Below are 19,933 nucleotides of genomic sequence, written 5' to 3' on the forward strand. Positions count from 1 at the left end.
TACTGCCCCGCTGAAGTTGACTGATATGTGATGGATCTTGATAGGATGGTTAGGCGTTATGCGCGTGACAGCAGTTCCTTATTCTTCACAAAATAATCGATTCCCGAGTAAATGGTAATCAGCGCGGCCGCCCAAATGGCAATATCGTCAAAGGGAATGCCGACAAACTGGAACGGAAAATTGTTAAGCAGCAGCAGGGAAATCGCTACGATCTGCACAACCGTCTTGATCTTCCCCCATTTACTTGCCGCCACAACCTTGCCATCCAGCAGAGCTACCTGCCGAAGACCGGTCACCGCAAATTCACGGCTGATAATGATAACGGCGATCAGAGAATCACATCTTCCCAGCTCAACGAGCGAGATCAGAACAGCCGAGATCAGCAGCTTGTCCGCCAATGGATCCAGCAGCTTGCCGAGGTTGGTCACCATATTATATTTGCGGGCAATGTAGCCGTCGATCCCGTCCGTACTTGCCGCGAGAAGAAAGATAATCGCCGCGATCAGATGATTGACGGAAAGCTGGAAGGAGCCCCAATGCAGCGGTTCCGGGTAAAAGCTGAAATTGACAAGCAGGAACACCATCATAATCGGGATAAGGCATATTCGGGCAATCGTAATGCGGTTGGGCAAATTCACTGAAGTTCCTCCCCTGACAAATCGTATTCAAAAGCGTGGGTGATCCGGACCTTCGTGATTTCGCCTATGCCTACATTGCTGCCTCTCACGAACACTTCGCCGTCGATTTCAGGTGCGTCATACTGCGACCGGCCGATATACACGTCGCTGCGTCCGTCATACCGCTCTACCAGCACATCGAGGACCTGACCGACATACCGGCTTCCTCTGTCGCTTGTAAGCTGGCGCTGAAGCTCCATCAGCGTGTTGGCCCGCCATTCCTTGACTTCGTCCGGAATCTGATCCGGCAGGCGTGAAGCCGGTGTTCCTTCTTCATTGGAATAGGTAAATACCCCGAGCCGATCGAAGCCAATTTCCCTTACAAAATCGCATAACCGCTCAAAATCCTCCTCGGTCTCCCCTGGAAAACCGACAATGATGGAGGTTCGCAGCGATACGCCGGGAATCATTTCCCGGATTCGCTTAACCAGACTGCGAATGTCCTGCTGCCGTCCGGGTCTGCGCATCCGTTTCAGAATGGCGTCCTCGCTATGCTGCAGCGGCATGTCCACATACTTGCAAATCTTCGGATTGTCAGCCATAGTCCGGATCAGTTCGTCGGTAAAAAAGCCGGGATACGCATAATGCAACCGTACCCACTCAATCCCTTCCACTTCGCTCACCCGGTTCAGCAGCTCGGGCAGCTTGAAGCCGTCATACAGATCGGTTCCGTAATTGGTGGAATCCTGAGCAATGAGGCTGATTTCTTTGACGCCCTGAGCCGCCAGCGCCCCGACTTCAGCCACAATCGATTCCATGGAGCGGCTGCGGAACGCCCCGCGCATAATCGGAATACTGCAGAACGTACAGTTATTGTCGCAGCCTTCAGCGATCTTGACATAAGTAGTATAGCGGGGCGTCGATACCTTGCGCGGCAGCGCCTCCTCATAGTTAAAGACTGGATTGCCGACCCACACTGGTCTGCTTCCTCTCACGGCTTCATCGACAATCTGAACGATATTGTGAAAATCGCCCGTACCGACAATCCCGTCGATCTCCGGCATCTCATCCATTAATTGCTCTTTGTAGCGCTGGGTCAGGCAGCCCGACACGATGAGCGCCTTCAATTTGGCCGTTTCCTTCAGCTCCGCAAGCTCAAGAATCGTATTCACAGACTGCTCTTTGGCTTCATCTATAAATCCGCAGGTATTTACAATAATAACGGTTGCTTCTTCCTTTTCGTCCACAAGTGTATATCCTCGTTCATGAACAAGTCCGGACATAATCTCCGAATCGACCAGATTTTTCTCGCAGCCGAGCGTAACGATGTTAATTTTTTCTGTCATGGTCATCCCCCAATAATAAAAAAGCACAAATCCACATTATCTCAACAAGTATAATATAGCCATAATTCAGCTGTCAAAAACAGAAAGCACCCCGCAGGGCTCGCATGACAGGCCACTGCGGGGTATACTAAGTTATTTCAGGTTCGTATATTGAAGATCCAGCGGCAGATCCGCATTATTGAGAAGCTGGATGATCTGCTGCAGATCGTCCCTGCTCTTGCCAGTGACGCGAATCTGGTCGCCCTGGATTTGGCTCTTGACCTTGAGTTTGGAGTCGCGGATCAGCACATTGATCTTCTTGGCGTTCTCCTGGTCAATTCCCTGCTTAAGGCCCAGCCGCTGACGGACCGTTCCGAGCGAAGCCGGCTCGATTTTGCCGAAATCAAGGTTCTTTGCTGAAATGCCTCTTTTGATCATCTTGGACTGCAAAATATCAATAACGGCATTCAGCTTGTACTCGTCATCGGCTGCGATGATCAGGGCGTCTTTTTCAAGCTTGAGACTGCTCTTGCTTCCCTTGAAATCGTAACGGTTCTGGATCTCCTTCTCGGTCTGGTGAACTGCATTGGTTAATTCCTGAACGTCCATTTTGGACACAATATCAAATGAGCTTTCCGAAGCCATGGTTCCACGTCCTTTATAAGCTATATTCAGCTATTATTATATGAAAAAGAAAAGGTCAAGTCTAACAGCCGGCTGCTTTGACGCCATAACGCAAAAAAATAACGCCTCCCTCAAAGAAAATCCCTCCTTGCGGGAGACGCTTCTTAAGCGCCAGTTATCTGCTTCGGGCGGTACCCCGGAACATGTCCAAAATCCCCAATACGATATGAGCAAGACCGAAGCCCAAAATACCGTAGCCCCAAGCATTCGGCATCAAATAGTAACCAAGCAGACTGACAATAATGCCCAGGCCGGTTACAATCCAGCTGACCGTCATCGATTGCACCTCGCTTTGATGGATGAACTGTTAACCATTCCTTAGCATCTCCAAAATAGCAAAGTCTATACGAATATACGATACTTATTCGCCTGTGGCGGCCGTGTCCCCGCTGTTAGCCGTTTGTCCGTCCGTAGAGGTGCCCGCCGATGCACCTTCGGCCGGGGTTCCCAAGCCGTCATCCAGCTTAAGCAAAATACGCGACGTGGTCTTGCCGTCCGTTACCGCCTGCCCATTCACGGTAATCTGCGTAGCAGGAGAATAGCCGGATTTAATATAAATACCTTCACTATCCAGCGTAAAGGTCATAGTATCTCCTGCAGCCGTACTTCCAAAAGAGAGCTTCTGTCCTCTGGAATTTTCGCCTTTATAAACCTCCAGCCAACTTTGGCCTGTCGCTGTAATGACCACCTGCGGATTAGTGCCGCTCACCTTGAATACGGTAGTCTTGCCTGACTTCCCGTCCATTACAACCGTTCCGTCTCCCGGGGATGGCGAAGCAGATGGAGATGGAGATGCGGACGGTGACGCCGACGGTGAAGGGGATGGAGACGCGGCAGCTTCCGCGCTTGCCCCGGCTTCGGGGCTAGCCGTAGCGGCCGGAGTCGCGCCTCCTCCATTCGCAGGGGCCGGTCCTGTGGACTGAGCTGCCGACGGAGACTGAGTGCTCTCGGTAATCGGATTTCCGTCGGTCTGCTCATTATCCGATTTCCCCCAGTTTGAAGCATACATGTAAATAACCGCTATAATCAGTACCGGAAAAATCCACATCAATAGCGTCGGAAGCCATTTGGCATTCCGCTCGGTCTCGGGTCTTCGGCTGCGTTTCTGAAGCACCGATTCCATGGTGGAAGGCTCTTCCCTGGTCACCGGAACGCTTCCGGGCTCCTGCACGAGATCATCGGGATTGACGCCAACCGCCTCGGCATAGGTCTTGATAAAAGCGCGGACATAAAAACTGCCGGGAAGAACCTTGTAGTCCCCCGCTTCGATGGCTTCCAAATATTTTTTGCGGATCTTCGTTACTTCCTGTACATCATCCAGACTCATTCCCTTTTGCAGACGGGCCTCTTTCAACTGCCGGCCTAGTTCCGACATGCCATCACCTCCTAATCCTCTCTATTTACAAATCGTCACTGTAGCTGGCCGTGAACGTATCGTACAAAATTTCTTCGTTCGGATTATTCCGCAGTTCAATCAGAATATCGAAATCGTCATACGTATACTCCGACTCGCGGACAAAAATATCCGGGTGCTCAATCACTTTCGTGCTCGGCATCGTCATAATGTCTTTGAGCAGATTGTAATGCTTCTCATTGGACCGGATCGTACTGACAATGCCGTCGATGATAAAAATATTGTTCGGATTCATTTCATCCTCGGCAAGCTGGCTGCGAACGGTCTGCCGGAGCATCGTCGAGGAGACAAACGTCCAGCGCTTCATCGCGCACACGCTGCCGGCAATAATTGATTCCGTCTTGCCGACGCGCGGCATGCCGCGAAGTCCGATCACCTGATTGCCATCACGTTTAAAGAGCTCTCCCAGAAAATCGACCAAAAGGCCAAGCTCATCCCGCGTAAAGCGAAACGTCTTGCGGTCGTCCGAATCCCGGTCGATGTACCTTCCGTGGCGAACGGCCAGCTTATCTACCAGACGCGGAGAACGCAGCGCGGTTACCGTTATATTTTCCACCTTCTTGAGCATTTCGCCCATAAGCAGGATTTTCTCATCGTCATTCGTTTCAAGCAGCATGCCTCGAGTCTTGTCCTCTACTCCGTTGATGGTCAGAATGTTGACCTCAAGCATACCGAGCATCGAGGCGATGTCGCCGAGTAAACCGGGTCTATTCTTATGTATCTTGTATTCCATATACCATTGTTTATATTCCAAATTCCACACCTCGTAATGTAAATTCCTCTCCCCGGGCCTTATCCGTCAAAAAGTACCATGATTCGACAAGCCAACTGTTCACGGGTCATGTTTATGATATATAAAATGAAATTGAAAGGCAAGACGATTAGCCGGACAATTGCAGAAAAGCTCCCTCGAGGGGAGCTTGTTCCGCCGGGTTATGCGTTTTGCTTCGCCAGCTTGACCATGAGGGAGGCAATGGTATGGCGCTGACTTTCGTCGCCGACATCCCACAGCTCTTTGATCGCCCGGTTCGAGGCGTTTTGCGGATCGACCTTTTTATCAAGGAATTCCCCGATTTCAAAGGCCAGCTTGGCGATCGTATCTTCGCTCATGCCCACCTTTTCGGCCTGGATGACCCGCTCGCCCAGAAATTTCTTCCAGGTATCATAGTTTTTGATAACTGTAGATTCTGTTGACATCTTAAATCCTCCTTCAGTGTTAAAGATTTAAAAGCAACAGTTCTAATATGCCCTTGAAGAAAATTCGTTATGCGACGAAACCTTGCTACTTTCAGGTAATCCAGCCGCCGTTCGGACTGATGATTTGCCCATTGATATAACCGGATTCCGGCAGCGCCAAAAAATAGACAAGTGACGCTATTTCTTCCGGCGCGGCCAACCGGCCCGCAGGAATTTCATCCTCCAGCATCCGAATCTCGTCCTCCGCCAGGTTATCCAGCATCGCGGTCCGCACCGCTCCCGGAGCCACCGCGTTCACCGTAACGCCCGAGGGAGCCAATTCTTTGGCCAGCGCCTTGGTAAACGCATTGACCCCGCCCTTGCTCGCGGAATAGGCGACTTCGCAGGATGCGCCTGAAACGCCCCATACCGAAGACACGTTGATGATCCGGCCAAACCGCTGAGAAACCATATAAGGCATAAAAATCTGGCTGCACAGAAAGGTTCCCTTTAAGTTGATGTCCATGACATCGTCCCAGTCTTCTTCGGTAAGATCGGCCAGCATGCCGTAGTGCGATTTTCCGGCGTTGTTCACCAGTATATCGGGCTGCATGCCGCTGGCAGCAAGACGTTCCGCCATACGCTGCAGCTGGCTCCGGTCCCTGAGATCTGCAGCAACGGTCATTACTTGGGAGCCCAAGTTCATGCAGCGCCGCGCTACTTCATTGGCCGCCTCATGGGAATTCATATAATGAATGACAACCTTCATTCTGGCGGAGGCAAAGCGCTCCGCAATGGCGCCGCCGATACCGCCGCTCCCCCCCGTTATCAGCACCGTCGTTTCTCCTAGCGGCTTTCCGCTCTCTCCCGCGATTTGCACTATGGATTCACCACGACAGAAACCGCGAGCTGATTCCAGTCGATATGCTCCCGCAGCCGCTGATTTACTTCGTCCAAAGTAATGGACTCATATTCCGGAAGGACAGCAAAGAGGTCCCCTCCCCGGAACTGGTGACGCGTAAATTCATGGGCGATGCTCTCCGGAGAATTCAGCATGCGCAAATACCCACCGATTTTTTTGTTGCGGGCGCGGATGAAATCCCTTTCGTCGAAGCCTGACTTAAGCAAGGGTTCTATCTCTTCCCTGACCCGCTTCAGCAAAAGCTCAGGGTCCTTCGTGTCGCCGCCGATCGCGGAGAAGGCGTACTGCGGCGAGCTGTTGTACTCGTGGCCGAAGCTGTCGGAAATCAGCTCTTCGTCGTACAGCTTCTGATACAGTGCCGTGCTGCTGCCCAGCAGCAGGTCGAGCATCAGCTTGGTTGTCAAATCCCGGCGTACGGCGGCTTTGCCGGTCAGGCCGATTTCTCGTTCCTTGAAGCCGAACAGGCATTTGGGCATGGAGACAGCCAGCTTGTTTTCCAGCCGCTTGATACCGACTTCCTCCGGCTCTTGCTCAAAAATCCGCTCAATCTCGCCCTGGCGTTCATAAGACTTCCCTTCCTGATTGCGGCGCACCAGTTCAAAGACCGACTCCGGGTTTACGCCGCCGACAATAAATAGCAGCATATTACTTGGGTGATAAAAGGCGTTATAGCACGTATAAAGCGTTTCTTTGGTGATCGTCGAGATGGATTCCACCGTGCCGGCGATATCGATCCGAACCGGATTCTTCTGATACATCGCTTCGATCAAGCCAAAGTAGACGCGCCAGTCGGGGTTATCGGCATACATGTTGATTTCCTGTCCGATGATGCCTTTTTCCTTCTCCACATTCTGATCCGTGAAATAAGGCCGCTGCACGAAGTCGATCAGAGTCTCGATGTTCGTTTCGATATTTTCCGTGGCGGAGAATAAATAGACCGTCTGCTCGAAGCTGGTAAAAGCGTTCGCCGAAGCTCCGTTCGACGCAAAGGTGGCGAAGATATCGCCTTCGGGCTCTTCAAACATTTTATGCTCCAAAAAGTGGGCGATGCCGTCCGGGACCGATGTTTCCTCTCCGCCGGCTACCCGGAAGTGATTGTCGACCGAACCGTATTTCGTTGCAAAAGTGGCGTACGTCTTCTTGAACCCCGGTTTCGGCAGAACATAGACCTTCAGCCCGTTATCCAATACTTCGTGGTACAGCGTTTCCTGAAGCCTGTCGTAATGGACTTGTTCCATTAGCTCTCCTCCTTCTGCCCTGTCAGGAAATAAATCGTATCGAGCTCTACGGTGCCGGCTGCCCGCTTCACGTCCTCCGCGCCGGATGCTTCCACTTGGCTCATCAATTCTTCCGTGGAACGTTCCTTGCCGGACAATACCCGGTTAAAGTCGAATGCAATCATTTCAAAGGCGGAATCCTGGATTTCCGAAAGCAGGTTGCGGATCATCGCTTTGGTCTGATTCAGCTCCAGATCGCTGATATTGCCCTGCTTCATTTCATCCAGCTGCTTGCGGATGATGTCCAAGGCTTTATTGTAGTTCTGAATTTCGATGCCCGACTGTATGGTGGCGATCCCTTTATGCCCGTCATAACGGGAGGAGGCGTAATAAGCGAGACTTTCTTTTTCCCGGACGTTCACGAACAGCTTGGAATGCGGATAGCCGCCCAGAATGCCGTTGTACATCAGAGCGTGCGCATAAGCGTCGTCTCCGTAGGTTATGGATGTGCGCAGTCCCATGTTCAGCTTGCCTTGGCCAACATCCATCCGCTCTTCCACCGTTCGCACTTCCGTAACCTTCTTTGGTGAAAAATTCGACTGGTAAGGGGAAGCCGACCGGCTGTCAAGCCCGAAGTGCCGTTCCACAAGCTTCTGCACTTCCTCGGGACTGGTGTCACCGACAACATATAAATCAAGAATCGCTCCGTCCAGCCATGCCCGGTAGGACTGATGCAGCGAATCCGGCGTAATGGACTCAAGGTCCGCTCTTTGTCCAAGAGGATGCAGGCGGTATGGCTCCTCGCGGCACATTTCCTCGATACAACGCTCGGCCGCGTAACGGATTTTGTCGTTGACGATGGACTCCAGCTTCTTGCGAACGGTCTCCCGCTCCGTGTTCACATAGGAAGGACGGAAGCTTCCGCCCTCTAGCAACGGACGGGTCAGCACCTCGCCCAAAAAAGCAAAAGACTCGGCCAGCAGACTTTCCTTGCTCTGAACGAACGAGTCATTGATGGTGTCCATGCGGAACTGGATGATCTGATAGTCTCCACGCTTATACACGTCAAAGCCGAAGCCGGCTCCATAAAGCTCCTCCAATCGTTCGCGGAACTGGGTAGTTTCCGGATAGGATGCCGTGCCCCGGCGAAGCACGAACGGAATCAGAGCAGTTGGGGTAACGGTATCCTCGGCGAGCGGAACGCCGGCATACAGCGATATCGCAAAGGTCTTGAACGTCTTCGTCGGCAGTACATGAATGCGTATGCCTCCTACGTTGCCATGCTGAAATACGTGATTTGTCAAGGCCAAAACTCCTTTACGGCTCGGATAAAAAGCTGTTTTACCAAGTTTATGAAGTAATATTTATTCTAAACCATTCCAAACGAAGGAAGCAACCGGAAGACAAGTCTTCCGATTGCTCCCATGGAACTGCCGCCAAAGAACCTGTTTCAGTGGCGGTCAGCAGATCAGATTTTACATGCAAAATATATGCTCGCCGATCGTCTTCACCTGCGGACGCGTCCAAATCCATTTGGAGGTAGCCGTCTTCGGATTGAAGTAATACAGACAGCCGCCCGTCGGGTCCCAGCCGTTCAGCGCCTGCTGAACCGCTTTGCGCGCCTGCACATTCGGCGTCAGATAAATTTGTCCGTCGGCAACAGCGGTAAATGCTCCTGGCTGGAAAATTACGCCGGAAGGCGTGTTCGGAAAGCTCGGCGATTTCGTCCGGTTCAAAATGACGGCTGCGACGGCCACCTGGCCTTCAAACGGCTCGCCCCGGGATTCCCCGTAAACGGCGTTCGCCATAATCTTGAGATCATTCTCCGACAGACCCATCGTATTCCCGGATGCCAGCTCCGCTTTAGCCTTGCCTTTGTTTGTAGTTTTAGCGGTTTTTACTCCGGCGGAAGGTTCCGTAGGACGCCAGTTCTTGGTCGCGTTGTAAAGCTTGAGCTTCGTCTTGGCCCCGACAACACCGTCCGCCTTCATTCCGAACTTCCACTGAAACCATTTGACGGCATTCAAGGTATCGTAGCCGAATTGACTATCTATTTTGTCCGAAAAATAGCCCAGGTGCTTCAATCGCCCCTGCAGCTCGTACACATCCGGCCCCGAAGCGCCGTATTTCAAGGGCGTGGTGCCAAAAGCGGGCAGCGCCTCGTCATAGGCCCCGGTATCGGACGAAGAACTTGCTGCAGAATTCTGCGGCTGTGGTGCTGACGATTTCCCCCCCGAGAAATGTTCGATCAGCGGGACGGACGCAAGCGTAAGGGATAGTACGGCAATGATCCATAGCTTCTGATTCTTCATTTGGCTTCGCTCTACCTTTCTCTTGTAAGTTCTGCATGGATGGCTAACGTTATTATGACGACCGTGAGGGAATCCTATGCACCTTCAGGAACGAAAAGAAAGGATGGACCAAAGCTACAAGTCAAATAAAAAGCGCTCCTTCTGGAATCAAAAGGAACGCTTCTCCATAGCTACTATGAACTGATCCGGTTCTGCTGGTACTGCTCCAGCGAAATCAGCACCTCACGCGGCTTGCTGCCCTCATATGGTCCGATCACGCCTCTGGCTTCCATTGAGTCGATCAGCCTTGCGGCGCGGGTGTACCCGACGCGCATCCGGCGCTGGAGCAGCGATACCGACGCCTGCTTGGCCTCCAGCACGATCTGCACCGCCTGCTCGTACAGCTCGTCCTGCGGCTCCTCAGCTTCCGCCGCCGTATCATCCACTTCAGGGACGATGGACTCGTCATACTCCGCTTCTCCTTGGCTGCTGACGTAGTGGACGATCGCTTCCACCTCGGCATCGCTCATGAAAGCCCCCTGAACACGAATCGGCTTCGATGAGCCCATCGGCATAAAGAGCATATCGCCGCGGCCCAGCAGCTTCTCTGCTCCCGCCATGTCCAGAATCGTCCGCGAATCCACCTGAGACGATACGCCAAAGGCGATCCGCGAAGGAATATTCGCCTTGATGACGCCGGTAATGACGTCTACCGAAGGGCGCTGAGTGGCGATAATCAAATGGATACCGGCCGCCCGTGCCATCTGCGCCAGACGGCAAATGGCGTCCTCCACATCGCCTGCGGCAACCATCATCAGGTCGGCAAGCTCGTCCACAATAACGACGATATACGGCAGGACAGCCGCCGGATTATCCTTCATAAGCTGGTTATAGCCTTCAACATTCCGCGTCCCGGATTTGGAGAACAGCTCGTACCGTTTCTCCATCTCAACCACGATCTTCTTAAGCGCCAGGCTGGCGCGTTTCGGGTCTGTTACTACGGGAGCCATTAAATGGGGAATGCCGTTGTACACATTAAGCTCAACCATCTTGGGGTCAACCATTAAGAATTTGACCTCGTCCGGCTTGGCCTTGTACAGAATGCTTGTAATAATGCCGTTAATGCAGACCGATTTGCCCGATCCGGTCGCTCCGGCAACAAGCAAATGGGGCATCTTGGCAAGGTTGCCGATGATGGTCTGCCCGGAAATATCCCTGCCGAAGGCAATGGTCAGCCTGGCGTCGGCTTCCTGGAAAATTTGCGTTTCCATGACTTCTCTCATCGTAACCAGCGATACTTCCGGATTCGGCACCTCGATGCCGATCGCCGATTTGCCGGGGATCGGCGCTTCCATCCGGATATCCTTGGCGGCCAGCGCCAAAGCGATATCGTCGGTCAAATTGACGATCCGGCTGACCTTCACGCCGATATCGGGCTGAATCTCGTACCGGGTAACCGCCGGGCCCCGGACAACCTCCAGCACCTTCGCCCGAACGCCGAAGCTTTCCAGAGTAGCCTCCAGCTTGCGGGCCGTCTGCATGTAATCATTCTGATCCCCGGCTTTGCCCCCGTTGTTAGGCTTGGACAGCAGACGGAAAGGCGGAAGCTTGTACGGCTTAGGCGGCGGTACAGGCTTAGGCGCCTCGACTACGGGCAATTCTTCGCCCGTCTCGTTCAAGCCGCCTGAAGCAGCTTCCGTCGGCGCTATGCCGGTATTCTCAGCAGGGACTCCATCCTCCGTCTCACTCGTAATACCGGAGGCGGGGGCCGGCTTCATGCTGCTGCGCGCAGCCGGCGAGAACTCTCCCCACTCCTCCCGATCCTCGTCGCTTAAGCCTTCCGAGCGGATATGCTCGAAGAAATCGCGAATGATGGGAGTTGCAGGCTCCAGCTCTTCACTGTCGAAATCAAAATCGTTGTCCTCACCCGAATCGGACCAATCCGAACGAGAGTTCACGCCCGAAATAATCGGAACATTGTCCCAATCCGGCTTCTTCCCGTGTTCTTCGTCAGTCGCCATAGAAGCTTCCGATCCGGAACCCGGAGATTTTCGTTTGATCAGCTTATCGAAGAATTGCGGCTTCTTTCGATTAGGGAGAGAGGTTTCTTCCTCATCATCTTCGTCATCGTCATCTTGTGAGGATTGTGAACGGAGCTTCGCCCTGTCTCCGCTCCGGTTCGATACCGGCATCGCCTGCGGGCGGCTTGCAGCGCGGAGGCGGATGCCCTCAGCAAGCTTGACGGCCCGGTTTCTAAGCAAGCCGAACAGCTCGATGTAGGAGAGGTTCGTCACCAGCATAAAGCTGATCGCCAGCATGACGATCATGAGCAGCTTGGCACCAAGCGTTCCGAACAGCCACAGCAAAAATGCGAATTCCAGACCGCCGACATAACCGCCGCTGATATCTTTGCCCAGCATGTATACGCTGGTACCGTTTGCGGAGGGTAACAAAGCGCCGGCGAGATCCTTCCGGGTCTGGGACAGCACATTGCCGGGATCGAGCATGGACAGCGGTCCAAGCTTCTGCTCCATGGCGGAGATGCTGCTCATCAGGCACATCGAAAGCACCAGCAGCAGTACGCCGCTGTGTCGGCTGTTCCAGTTCGAAGGCCACTTCCGGTAAATCATCACCATTAATCCGTAATAAATGCCGACTAGAGGCAAAACGAAATAGAACCGGCCAAGCAGGTAACCGGCCAAACTCGATAACGAGCGTCCTACTGCCGCCTCGCCGGATAATGCAATAACCGAGAAGGTAATCAGGAGAATGCCGTAGATTTCATATTTTAAAACGCTGCCCAGCAGCGCCTTCTTTTTTTTCCGTCTTTTCCGTTTCGCCACGCCAGTCACCTCCGAAACAGTATTATACCATATAATGGCGTGGCGTACCTATGTTCTCTTTTGTCGGAAAATGCGGCTCTTTCTACGAACGATTATCCTCAGCCCCCGGACGGAAATGAAATGATTTGACCCGGCGCAAGACCGGGTTCCAGATAGCGGCCAAGCGGACAGTTCAGCAGTCTTACGATTCGGGCTCTTCCTTCGCTCAGCGGTTCCACCTGCATTAGAATGCCCTGTACAGTGACTTCAAGCATGGAAGGAGGCGCCTGTATTGCCCCTTCCCATACCTGATCCGCGGATATAACGGAGTACAAGATCATTGGGTCAACCCTCCCGTATCAGCAGGCGCGCCTTTAAGCGCGATCAGCTCGTTTAATTTCGCCATGGCGGTTCCAATTCCGCCCACTTCGTCCATCAGGCCGAACTTAACGGCATCGCTGCCCCCGACCGCCGTTCCGATGTCCCGGTTAAGCTCGCCTGTCTTGAACATCAAATCCTTGAAGCAATCGACGGATATCCGGGAATGGGACGTTACGAACCGGACAACGCGCTCCTGCATTTTCTCCATGTACTCAAATGTCTGCGGCACACCGATCACAAGGCCGTTCATCCGAATCGGATGGATCGTCATCGTTGCGCTTTCCGCTATGATCGAATAGCTGGACGAAACGGCGATGGGCACACCGATGCTGTGGCCTCCTCCGACGACAACCGTTACGGTCGGCTTCGACAGAGACGCGATCATTTCGGCAATGGCGAGCCCCGCTTCCACATCTCCGCCCACCGTATTCAAAATAATAAGCACACCCTTAACCGTCTTGCTCTGCTCGGCAGCGACCAATTGAGGGATAATGTGTTCATATTTGGTTGTTTTGTTGTGAGGGGGCATGACGATATGCCCTTCAATCTGTCCGATAATCGTTATGCAAAAAATTTCCGGCTCGACCACCGGAGCAGCCGTTTGTCCGAACTCTTTCACCATGCCGACCGTACCCGCAGCCTGCTGGGTCTGTTCGTGGCCCGGCTCCTCTCCCGCAGGAGCCTGCTCTTCGTTAAAGTTTGTTATCTTGACAGGTTCAAAGCTCTCCATGCTCAGCGCTCCCTTTTTCGCCTGCTCTCTTAGCTCTTTGGCAGGCTTATGGTAATGAATCTCCCGGTTAGTATGACTAAACGGCCCCCGCCATTATGCAGTCTCTCATGAAAGCCTGGAGCCGCTGCCGCATAAATACGAAAAAGCCCCTCTCTGCCGGAAACCGTCCAATATTTCCGGTGAAAGAGGGGCTTTATCGAGTTCAGCTTAAATGGAAAATAAACTTAGACTTCCATGATGATCGGCAGGATCATCGGTCTGCGGCGGGTTTGCTCATACAGGAAACGTCCAAGTGCATCCTTGACGCTTGTCTTGAGCGAAGCCCATTCATTGACCTTCTCGCTCATCAGGCGCTGCAGGGTGCTGGAGACAATCCGGTTGGCTTCGTCAAGCAGACCTTCCGATTCGCGAACATACACGAAGCCGCGCGAAATGATGTCAGGTCCCGAGACGATGGCGCCGTTCTGCTTGCTCAGCGTGACGACGACAACGAGAATGCCGTCCTGCGACAGCAGCTTGCGATCGCGAAGAACGATATTGCCTACATCGCCGACACCCAGGCCGTCGATCAGCACATTGCCGGAAGTGACCTTGCCGGCTTTGCGGGCCTGGCCGCCTTGAATCTCAACCACTTCGCCAAGCTCCGTGATGAAGATGTTGTCCGGGTCAACGCCAACGGACTGCGCCAGCAGAGCGTGTCTGCGTTGCATGCGGTATTCGCCGTGAATCGGAATGAAGAATTTCGGCTTCATCAGGTTGAGCATCAGCTTCAGCTCTTCCTGGCTGCCGTGTCCCGATACGTGCACGCCGGAATTCGAACCGCTGTAAATAACGTCCGCTCCCAGGCGGAACAGTTCGTCAATTGTGCGGCCGATATACTTCTCATTGCCAGGGACCGGAGTTGCCGCGATGATAACGGTGTCGCCGGGCAGAATGTCCACTTTGCGGTGGCTGGAGCGCGCCATGCGGGTGAGCGCCGACATCGGTTCGCCTTGGCTGCCCGTGCAGAGCACGACAACCCGGTTGGCCGCCATCCGGTTCATTTCTTCCGGTTCGATCAGCATGCCGTCGGGCATGTTCAGGTAGCCAAGCTCGGAAGCGATCGATACAACGTTAACCATGCTTCGGCCGATTACGGTAATTTTGCGGCCGGTCTGCTCTGCAGCATTGACGACCTGTTGAATACGGTGCACGTTGGAGGCGAATGTCGCCACCACTACGCGCTGTTCGGCTTTGCGGAAAATATCTTCGAGCACAATCCCGACATTTTTCTCCGATGGAGTAAAGCCCGGTTTCTCGGCGTTGGTGCTGTCGGACAAGAGCGCAAGCACTCCCCGCTGTCCGATTTCGGCCATCCGGTGCAAATTCGCAAATTGACCATTGACTGGGGTATGGTCAAACTTGAAGTCGCCCGTATGAACCACGTTGCCTTCCGGAGTCTCTACACACACGCCGACAGAATCGGGAATGCTGTGATTCGTTCTGAAGAAAGTTACGACCAGCGAGCTGCCTAGCTTGATCTCCGAATCTTCGTTGATCAGAATGCGCTTCGTTTCGCCGAGCAGGTTCGCTTCCTTCAGCTTGTTCTCCACCAGACCGAGCGTCAGCTTCGTTCCGTACACCGGAACGTTCAAATGCTTGAGGACATAAGGCAATCCGCCGATATGGTCCTCGTGGCCGTGCGTAAGCACAATGCCTCTTACCTTGTCGCGATTCTCCGTCAAATAGGAAATATCCGGAATAACGATATCAATACCGAGCATATCCTCTTCAGGGAACTTCAGTCCCGAGTCCACGACGACAATGTCGCTGCCGTATTGTACCACGTACATGTTCTTCCCGATTTCCCCGACTCCGCCCAATGCGAAAATCATCAGTTTATCATTGTTGTTTTTTTTGGACAAATGAATCTAACCCTCCTATTAATGTTGGACGTCATATGTTATTTGAATCAAGAACTTCAATTCATTAGCGGCATTGAACGTAAACCAAAAGCAAAAAATCCCCCGTAAAGAAGAAAAAGGGCGTAAAGGCGCAAAAAATAAAAGCCTAATAAGAGCTTCCGCCCGCGGTCGGCACATTTCTGTAATCGAACCTATGCCGTCAAGCATTCAGCCGCGACCCTCACAGCGCCTTTATCGACAAAGCACGTCCAGGTCTGGAAAAATAATCCTTTGGTTTCGGACAGACCTTTAGTGTTAGACATGACGGAAGAAATTGCCGCATATTCAATTTTAACCGCACCCAGTCACTTAACAACATTATACATGATATTTTTGTCAAAAGACAAGTCGCGGGAATTAGATACCCGTATTGTTTCCGCTAAAGCGGGGCATTATTTCAGACTGTCCAAAAAAACATACAAAAAACCGGCCCTCATTACGAGAACCGGTTCACTCCAGCCGAACGGGTTGATTCAATTTCTACAATACCAACTTTCTGATAAATTCCGCTTCCGCCTCGTTCGGGGGGGTCAAAGGCAGGCGGACCGAGCCGACGTTGATTCCACGAAGCTCCAGCGCGTATTTGACGGCGGACGGATTCGGCAGCGGCTGCGGACATTCAAACAATCCTTTAAAAATCGGGAACAGCTCACGATGAACCTTTCCGGCGTGCTGCACGTCCCCTGAAAGGTAAGCTGAAATCATCTCGGCCATTCTTGCCCCTTCGAGATGGCTTGCCACGCTGATAATTCCGTGTCCGCCAACAGCCAAAGCCGGAAGCGCCGAAGAATCGTCTCCGGAGTAGACAAGGAAATCATCCGGACATCCGGCCGCGATCAAGGCGACATGATCCAGCGACGCACACTCCTTCGTCGCTACAATATTCGGGATTTTCGAGAGCCTGATCGTCGTATCTGCGCTCATACAGATTCCCGTTCGGCTCGGAACATTGTACAAAATAAGCGGAAGGCTGGTCTCTGCCGCAATCGCCGAGAAATGGCGGTACAGCCCCTCCTGATTCGGCTTGTTATAGTAAGGAACGACCAAAAGCGCGCCGTCGACGCCGATTTTCTCCGCTTTTTGCGTGAGCTCGATCGTGTGCTTTGTGTTATAGGAGCCTGTTCCGGCAATAACCTTACAGCGCCCTGCAGCTTTTTCCAAGACAAAGGAAAACATTTGCAGCTTCTCTTCATCGCTCAGTGTAGGCGATTCTCCCGTTGTTCCACAGACGACGAGCCCCTCCGACTTCTGCTCTTCTATCAGGTAGTCGACCAAACGCGATGCGGCGTCCCAGTCGATCTCCCCCTCCTTGTCGTAAGGAGTTACCATAGCTGTTATTAGTCTTCCAAAATCCACCTGAATTCCTCCTGTTAACGGTGTAATTCAAACTTGGAATGCAGCGCGCGAAGCGATTGCACCATATCTTCCTTCTTGACCAGTACCCAGATCGTCGTGTTGGAGTCAGCGGATTGCAGGATTTGGATGTTGTGCACGCTGAGGGCCTCCACGATACGGGCCATGATCCCCGGAACGCCGTTAATACCGCCACCGATTACGGATACCTTGACGCAGCCGGAAAGGCTTTTCGGACGAAGTCCGATTTCTTGAAGCGCCGCGATCGCTTTCTCTGAATGACTGTCGAACACGGTATAAACGGCGCTGGTTGGCGTAACATTAATAAAGTCTACGCTGATGCCGGCATCAGCCATACTCTTGAATATTTGCAGTTGGACTCCGGTTCCATTGCCATCCGGGCAGTCCACCGAAATCTGCGTTATGTTGCTCACATAGGCGATACCGGTTACGTAACGGTCGACGATTCCGGCCTGCACGTCCTGAAAGCCTTCCGGATGCGTGACGAGCGTCCCTTCATTGTCCGAGAAAGTGGAGCGGACGCGAACCGGAATCTGCGCCTGCATGGCGATTTCAACAGCCCGGGGGTGAATAACCTTGGCACCCTGATAAGCCATGTTGCAAATTTCGGTATAGCTGACATAGGTCAGTGGTTTCGCATCCTCAACGATCCGGGGATCGGCAGTCAGAATGCCGTTGACATCAGTATAGATGTCGACCATATCCGCCCGCAATGCCGCACCGAGCGCCGTAGCCGAAGTATCGCTCCCACCCCGCCCCAGCGTCGTGAAATCCCCATCTTCCGTCTGGCCCTGAAAGCCGGTGACAATGACTACCTTCTGGGCGCGCAGCTCACGCAAGATCCGTTCGGGCCGGACATCCAGAATCCGGGCGTTGCCGTAGCCGTTGTCTGTCAGGAAACCGGCCTGGGCTCCAGTAAGGACGGTCGAAGGAATGCCCTCTCCTTCCAGCAAGCTGCAAAGGGTGGTTGCCGAAATGATTTCACCGCAGCACAGCAGTAAATCCTTTTCGCGATCGGGGAGAGCGTCGCCATTCTGGGAGACCCAGTCCAGCAGCGTATCCGTCGCATATGGCTCTCCTTTGCGGCCCATGGCCGAGACTACGATCACCAGGCTATATCCGTGTTCAAGCTCCCGTTTGACATGGCGAATGACATGTTCTCTGGCCTGCGGAGTGGAGAGCGAGGTGCCGCCGAACTTTTGTATCAAAATGCCCATTCCTAATTCCTCCATTAGTTAACGACAGGCTGCACTATTATTCAAGAAGAATCCCGGGCGCTGCCGGTACTTCGTTCAAAAATAAAGGAATAAACACGATTGTACCGCCCTCAAGCGGAGGACGGCAGCGGTTTAACCTATTCATGTTCCGAAGCTTCATACAATTGTTGTCGTTTTTCTGCTGCGTCTATAAGCTTATGCTGAATGAAACCGTTCGATAATCATCGGCTGCAGCTGGGAGCCTTGAAGCGCCGCATAGCAGGCTTCGGGGATGAGTTCCATCCGGGCAACCAACGAATTCGGCTTCTGCACAGGGTTATCCTGTCCGAAGGGAACGAAATAAATATTCTTGGTTACCAGGAGCTTTGCAATATTCGCCGCGTTCAGACCGAGGCCGTCATTGGTCGATATAGCGAGAACGAGAGGCCGGCCGTTGCGCATTTGAGATTTAGCCGCCATCAGGACCGGTCCGTCGGTCATCGCGTTGGCCAGCTTGCTTGTGGTATTGCCTGTGCAGGGTGCAATCGTCAGCACATCCAGCCGCTTCGATGGACCCAGCGGTTCCGCTTCAACAATTGTAGAAATGATATCATTCCCCGTTATTTCTTTCAACTGTTTTAGCCAATTTTCCGAAGTGCCGAACCGGGTGTCCGTGCCAAGAACCGACGCTGATACGATCGGCACGACATTTGCCCCGCCTTCGACAAAACGCTTGATCTGAGGCATCACCTCCGCAAAGGTGCAGTGGGAACCGGTAATCGCATAGCCTACCGTAATTCCTTTCCAGTTCATTATTTATCCCCCTTCACCAAAATCCGTTCCGAAATCGACTGCAGCAGCGCGCCCGCCATAATCATGCCCGCGCTTTTGGGGGCGACGATTCCAGGAAGCCCAGGCGCCAGCATCGCTTTGATGCCCCGTTTTTCCGCGTAACGAAAGTCCACTCCTCCGGGCGCAGACGCCAAATCGACAATACAGGTATGCCGGGGCATGTGTGAGATCACCTTGGCGGTGAGGATCAGGCTCGGTATCGTATTGAAGATATAATCGACGTCCTTGACATGCTCCAGCAGCTGATCCGTCATAAACGGACTCCAGCCCATAACCTCCGCCCGGGCATAATGATCCTGCTTCCGGACGCCCATCGTAACATTTGCTCCAAGACCTTGAAGACTCTTGGCCATCGTAAACCCGGTTCTGCCCATTCCGAGCACCATCGCTTTGGAGCCGTGAATGGTGAAATCGGTATTCTGAATGGCCATCACGAGCGCGCCTTCGGCCGTAGGAATCGAGTTGTAAATGGCAACGTCATCGCGGTCCAGCAGCTCTACCAGCTCAAGTCCGCGCTGCGCGCACAGCCTCTTCAAATATTCCTTGGCCATGCCCGTATAAACGGTGCAGTGCGAGGGCAGCGCTTCGATATGCTCCGTGAGAAGCTGCAGCGGCTCCTCCGTGTACTTCGCGCTGATATGGCCTTCGTCGTCGCAGCCGACGGTTGGCAGCACCAGAATGTCCGCACCGTCCAGAAGCTCGGCGGACATCCCCCCAAGACTGACCCCTTCGCAGGGGGAATCCCATTTATCAAAGCCGGCAGCGCTCACCGTCGCATCCATTTCCACACATTTTCGAATCACTTCAATTTGTCTTGCGTCCCCGCCCAGGAACACGATCCTGACGCCAGTCAGCATAGGGATGACGCTCCTTTCAACATTACACTGTCGACTATAGAGCATCTTATGCGGGCAGAAGCGGATGGGTGAAAGCAACCTCCACAGGCTGATGATTGGGGTGCTATTTATGAAAAAAGAGCCTGCGCCGTC

The 19,933-nt window shown here is 53.1% G+C and carries 19 protein-coding genes; all 19 read right to left on the bottom strand.

Features of this window, described 5'->3' with window-relative positions:
• Window positions 1-56: 56 nt before the first annotated feature.
• The gene (gene pgsA, locus PSAB_RS14460; protein WP_025335297.1) at window positions 57-638 is read right to left on the bottom strand and encodes a CDP-diacylglycerol--glycerol-3-phosphate 3-phosphatidyltransferase; all 582 of its coding nucleotides are present in this window, start codon (window positions 636-638) and stop codon (window positions 57-59) included.
• Window positions 635-1,963, bottom strand: coding sequence for a 30S ribosomal protein S12 methylthiotransferase RimO (gene rimO, locus PSAB_RS14465; RefSeq protein WP_025335298.1), 1,329 nt, complete (start codon window positions 1,961-1,963; stop codon window positions 635-637). The genes pgsA and rimO overlap by 4 nt, the downstream gene beginning before the upstream one ends.
• A gap of 132 nt (window positions 1,964-2,095) precedes the next feature.
• Entirely contained in the window at window positions 2,096-2,587 is a 492-nt protein-coding gene (locus tag PSAB_RS14470) for a YajQ family cyclic di-GMP-binding protein (protein ID WP_025335299.1), read from the bottom strand.
• 154 nt (window positions 2,588-2,741) lie between these two features.
• A complete protein-coding gene (locus PSAB_RS25965) occupies window positions 2,742-2,903 on the bottom strand; it encodes a hypothetical protein (protein WP_193373898.1) in 162 nt (53 codons plus the stop codon).
• 84 nt (window positions 2,904-2,987) lie between these two features.
• Window positions 2,988-4,001, bottom strand: a complete 1,014-nt coding sequence (locus PSAB_RS14475; RefSeq protein ID WP_025335300.1) for a helix-turn-helix domain-containing protein — start codon at window positions 3,999-4,001, stop codon at window positions 2,988-2,990.
• A gap of 25 nt (window positions 4,002-4,026) precedes the next feature.
• Window positions 4,027-4,794 carry a DUF3388 domain-containing protein gene (locus PSAB_RS14480; protein ID WP_025335301.1) on the bottom strand — a complete coding sequence of 256 codons (768 nt, stop codon included), beginning with the start codon at window positions 4,792-4,794 and terminating at the stop codon, window positions 4,027-4,029.
• A 179-nt stretch (window positions 4,795-4,973) separates the two neighbouring features.
• On the bottom strand, window positions 4,974-5,237 hold the full coding sequence (locus tag PSAB_RS14485; RefSeq protein WP_025335302.1) for a DUF3243 domain-containing protein: 264 nt from the start codon (window positions 5,235-5,237) through the stop codon (window positions 4,974-4,976).
• Window positions 5,238-5,328: 91 nt separating this feature from the next.
• Window positions 5,329-6,096 (bottom strand): elongation factor P 5-aminopentanone reductase, encoded by a 768-nt coding sequence (gene ymfI, locus PSAB_RS14490; RefSeq protein WP_025335303.1) that lies wholly within the window; start codon window positions 6,094-6,096, stop codon window positions 5,329-5,331.
• Window positions 6,096-7,376: an EF-P 5-aminopentanol modification-associated protein YfmH gene (yfmH, locus tag PSAB_RS14495; protein WP_025335304.1), complete on the bottom strand. Its 1,281-nt coding sequence runs from the start codon at window positions 7,374-7,376 to the stop codon at window positions 6,096-6,098. Before yfmH ends, ymfI begins: the two co-directional genes overlap by 1 nt.
• Complete coding sequence (gene yfmF / locus PSAB_RS14500; RefSeq protein ID WP_025335305.1) at window positions 7,376-8,659, bottom strand: EF-P 5-aminopentanol modification-associated protein YfmF; 1,284 nt, start codon at window positions 8,657-8,659, stop codon at window positions 7,376-7,378. The genes yfmH and yfmF overlap by 1 nt, the downstream gene beginning before the upstream one ends.
• Window positions 8,660-8,830: 171 nt before the next feature.
• Window positions 8,831-9,667, bottom strand: a complete 837-nt coding sequence (sleB, locus tag PSAB_RS14505; RefSeq protein ID WP_025335306.1) for a spore cortex-lytic enzyme — start codon at window positions 9,665-9,667, stop codon at window positions 8,831-8,833.
• A 173-nt stretch (window positions 9,668-9,840) separates the two neighbouring features.
• A complete protein-coding gene (locus PSAB_RS14510; RefSeq protein ID WP_025335307.1) occupies window positions 9,841-12,489 on the bottom strand; it encodes a DNA translocase FtsK in 2,649 nt (882 codons plus the stop codon).
• Between the two features lie 98 nt (window positions 12,490-12,587).
• The gene (locus PSAB_RS14515; protein WP_025335308.1) at window positions 12,588-12,809 is read right to left on the bottom strand and encodes a YlzJ-like family protein; all 222 of its coding nucleotides are present in this window, start codon (window positions 12,807-12,809) and stop codon (window positions 12,588-12,590) included.
• Complete coding sequence (locus PSAB_RS14520) at window positions 12,806-13,579, bottom strand: ClpP family protease (RefSeq protein WP_025335309.1); 774 nt, start codon at window positions 13,577-13,579, stop codon at window positions 12,806-12,808. Before PSAB_RS14520 ends, PSAB_RS14515 begins: the two co-directional genes overlap by 4 nt.
• 224 nt (window positions 13,580-13,803) lie before the next feature.
• On the bottom strand, window positions 13,804-15,483 hold the full coding sequence (locus PSAB_RS14525; RefSeq protein ID WP_025335310.1) for a ribonuclease J: 1,680 nt from the start codon (window positions 15,481-15,483) through the stop codon (window positions 13,804-13,806).
• Window positions 15,484-16,002: 519 nt separating this feature from the next.
• Window positions 16,003-16,878 carry a 4-hydroxy-tetrahydrodipicolinate synthase gene (dapA, locus tag PSAB_RS14530; RefSeq protein ID WP_025335311.1) on the bottom strand — a complete coding sequence of 292 codons (876 nt, stop codon included), beginning with the start codon at window positions 16,876-16,878 and terminating at the stop codon, window positions 16,003-16,005.
• A gap of 14 nt (window positions 16,879-16,892) precedes the next feature.
• Window positions 16,893-18,113: an aspartate kinase gene (gene dapG / locus PSAB_RS14535; protein WP_025335312.1), complete on the bottom strand. Its 1,221-nt coding sequence runs from the start codon at window positions 18,111-18,113 to the stop codon at window positions 16,893-16,895.
• Between the two features lie 195 nt (window positions 18,114-18,308).
• Entirely contained in the window at window positions 18,309-18,905 is a 597-nt protein-coding gene (locus PSAB_RS14540) for a dipicolinate synthase subunit B (RefSeq protein ID WP_025335313.1), read from the bottom strand.
• Window positions 18,905-19,801 carry a dipicolinate synthase subunit DpsA gene (gene dpsA, locus PSAB_RS14545; protein WP_025335314.1) on the bottom strand — a complete coding sequence of 299 codons (897 nt, stop codon included), beginning with the start codon at window positions 19,799-19,801 and terminating at the stop codon, window positions 18,905-18,907. The genes PSAB_RS14540 and dpsA overlap by 1 nt, the downstream gene beginning before the upstream one ends.
• Between the last annotated feature and the right edge of the window lie 132 nt (window positions 19,802-19,933).

This window comes from Paenibacillus sabinae T27 (assembly GCF_000612505.1).
GTDB lineage: Bacteria > Bacillota > Bacilli > Paenibacillales > Paenibacillaceae > Paenibacillus_AQ > Paenibacillus_AQ sabinae.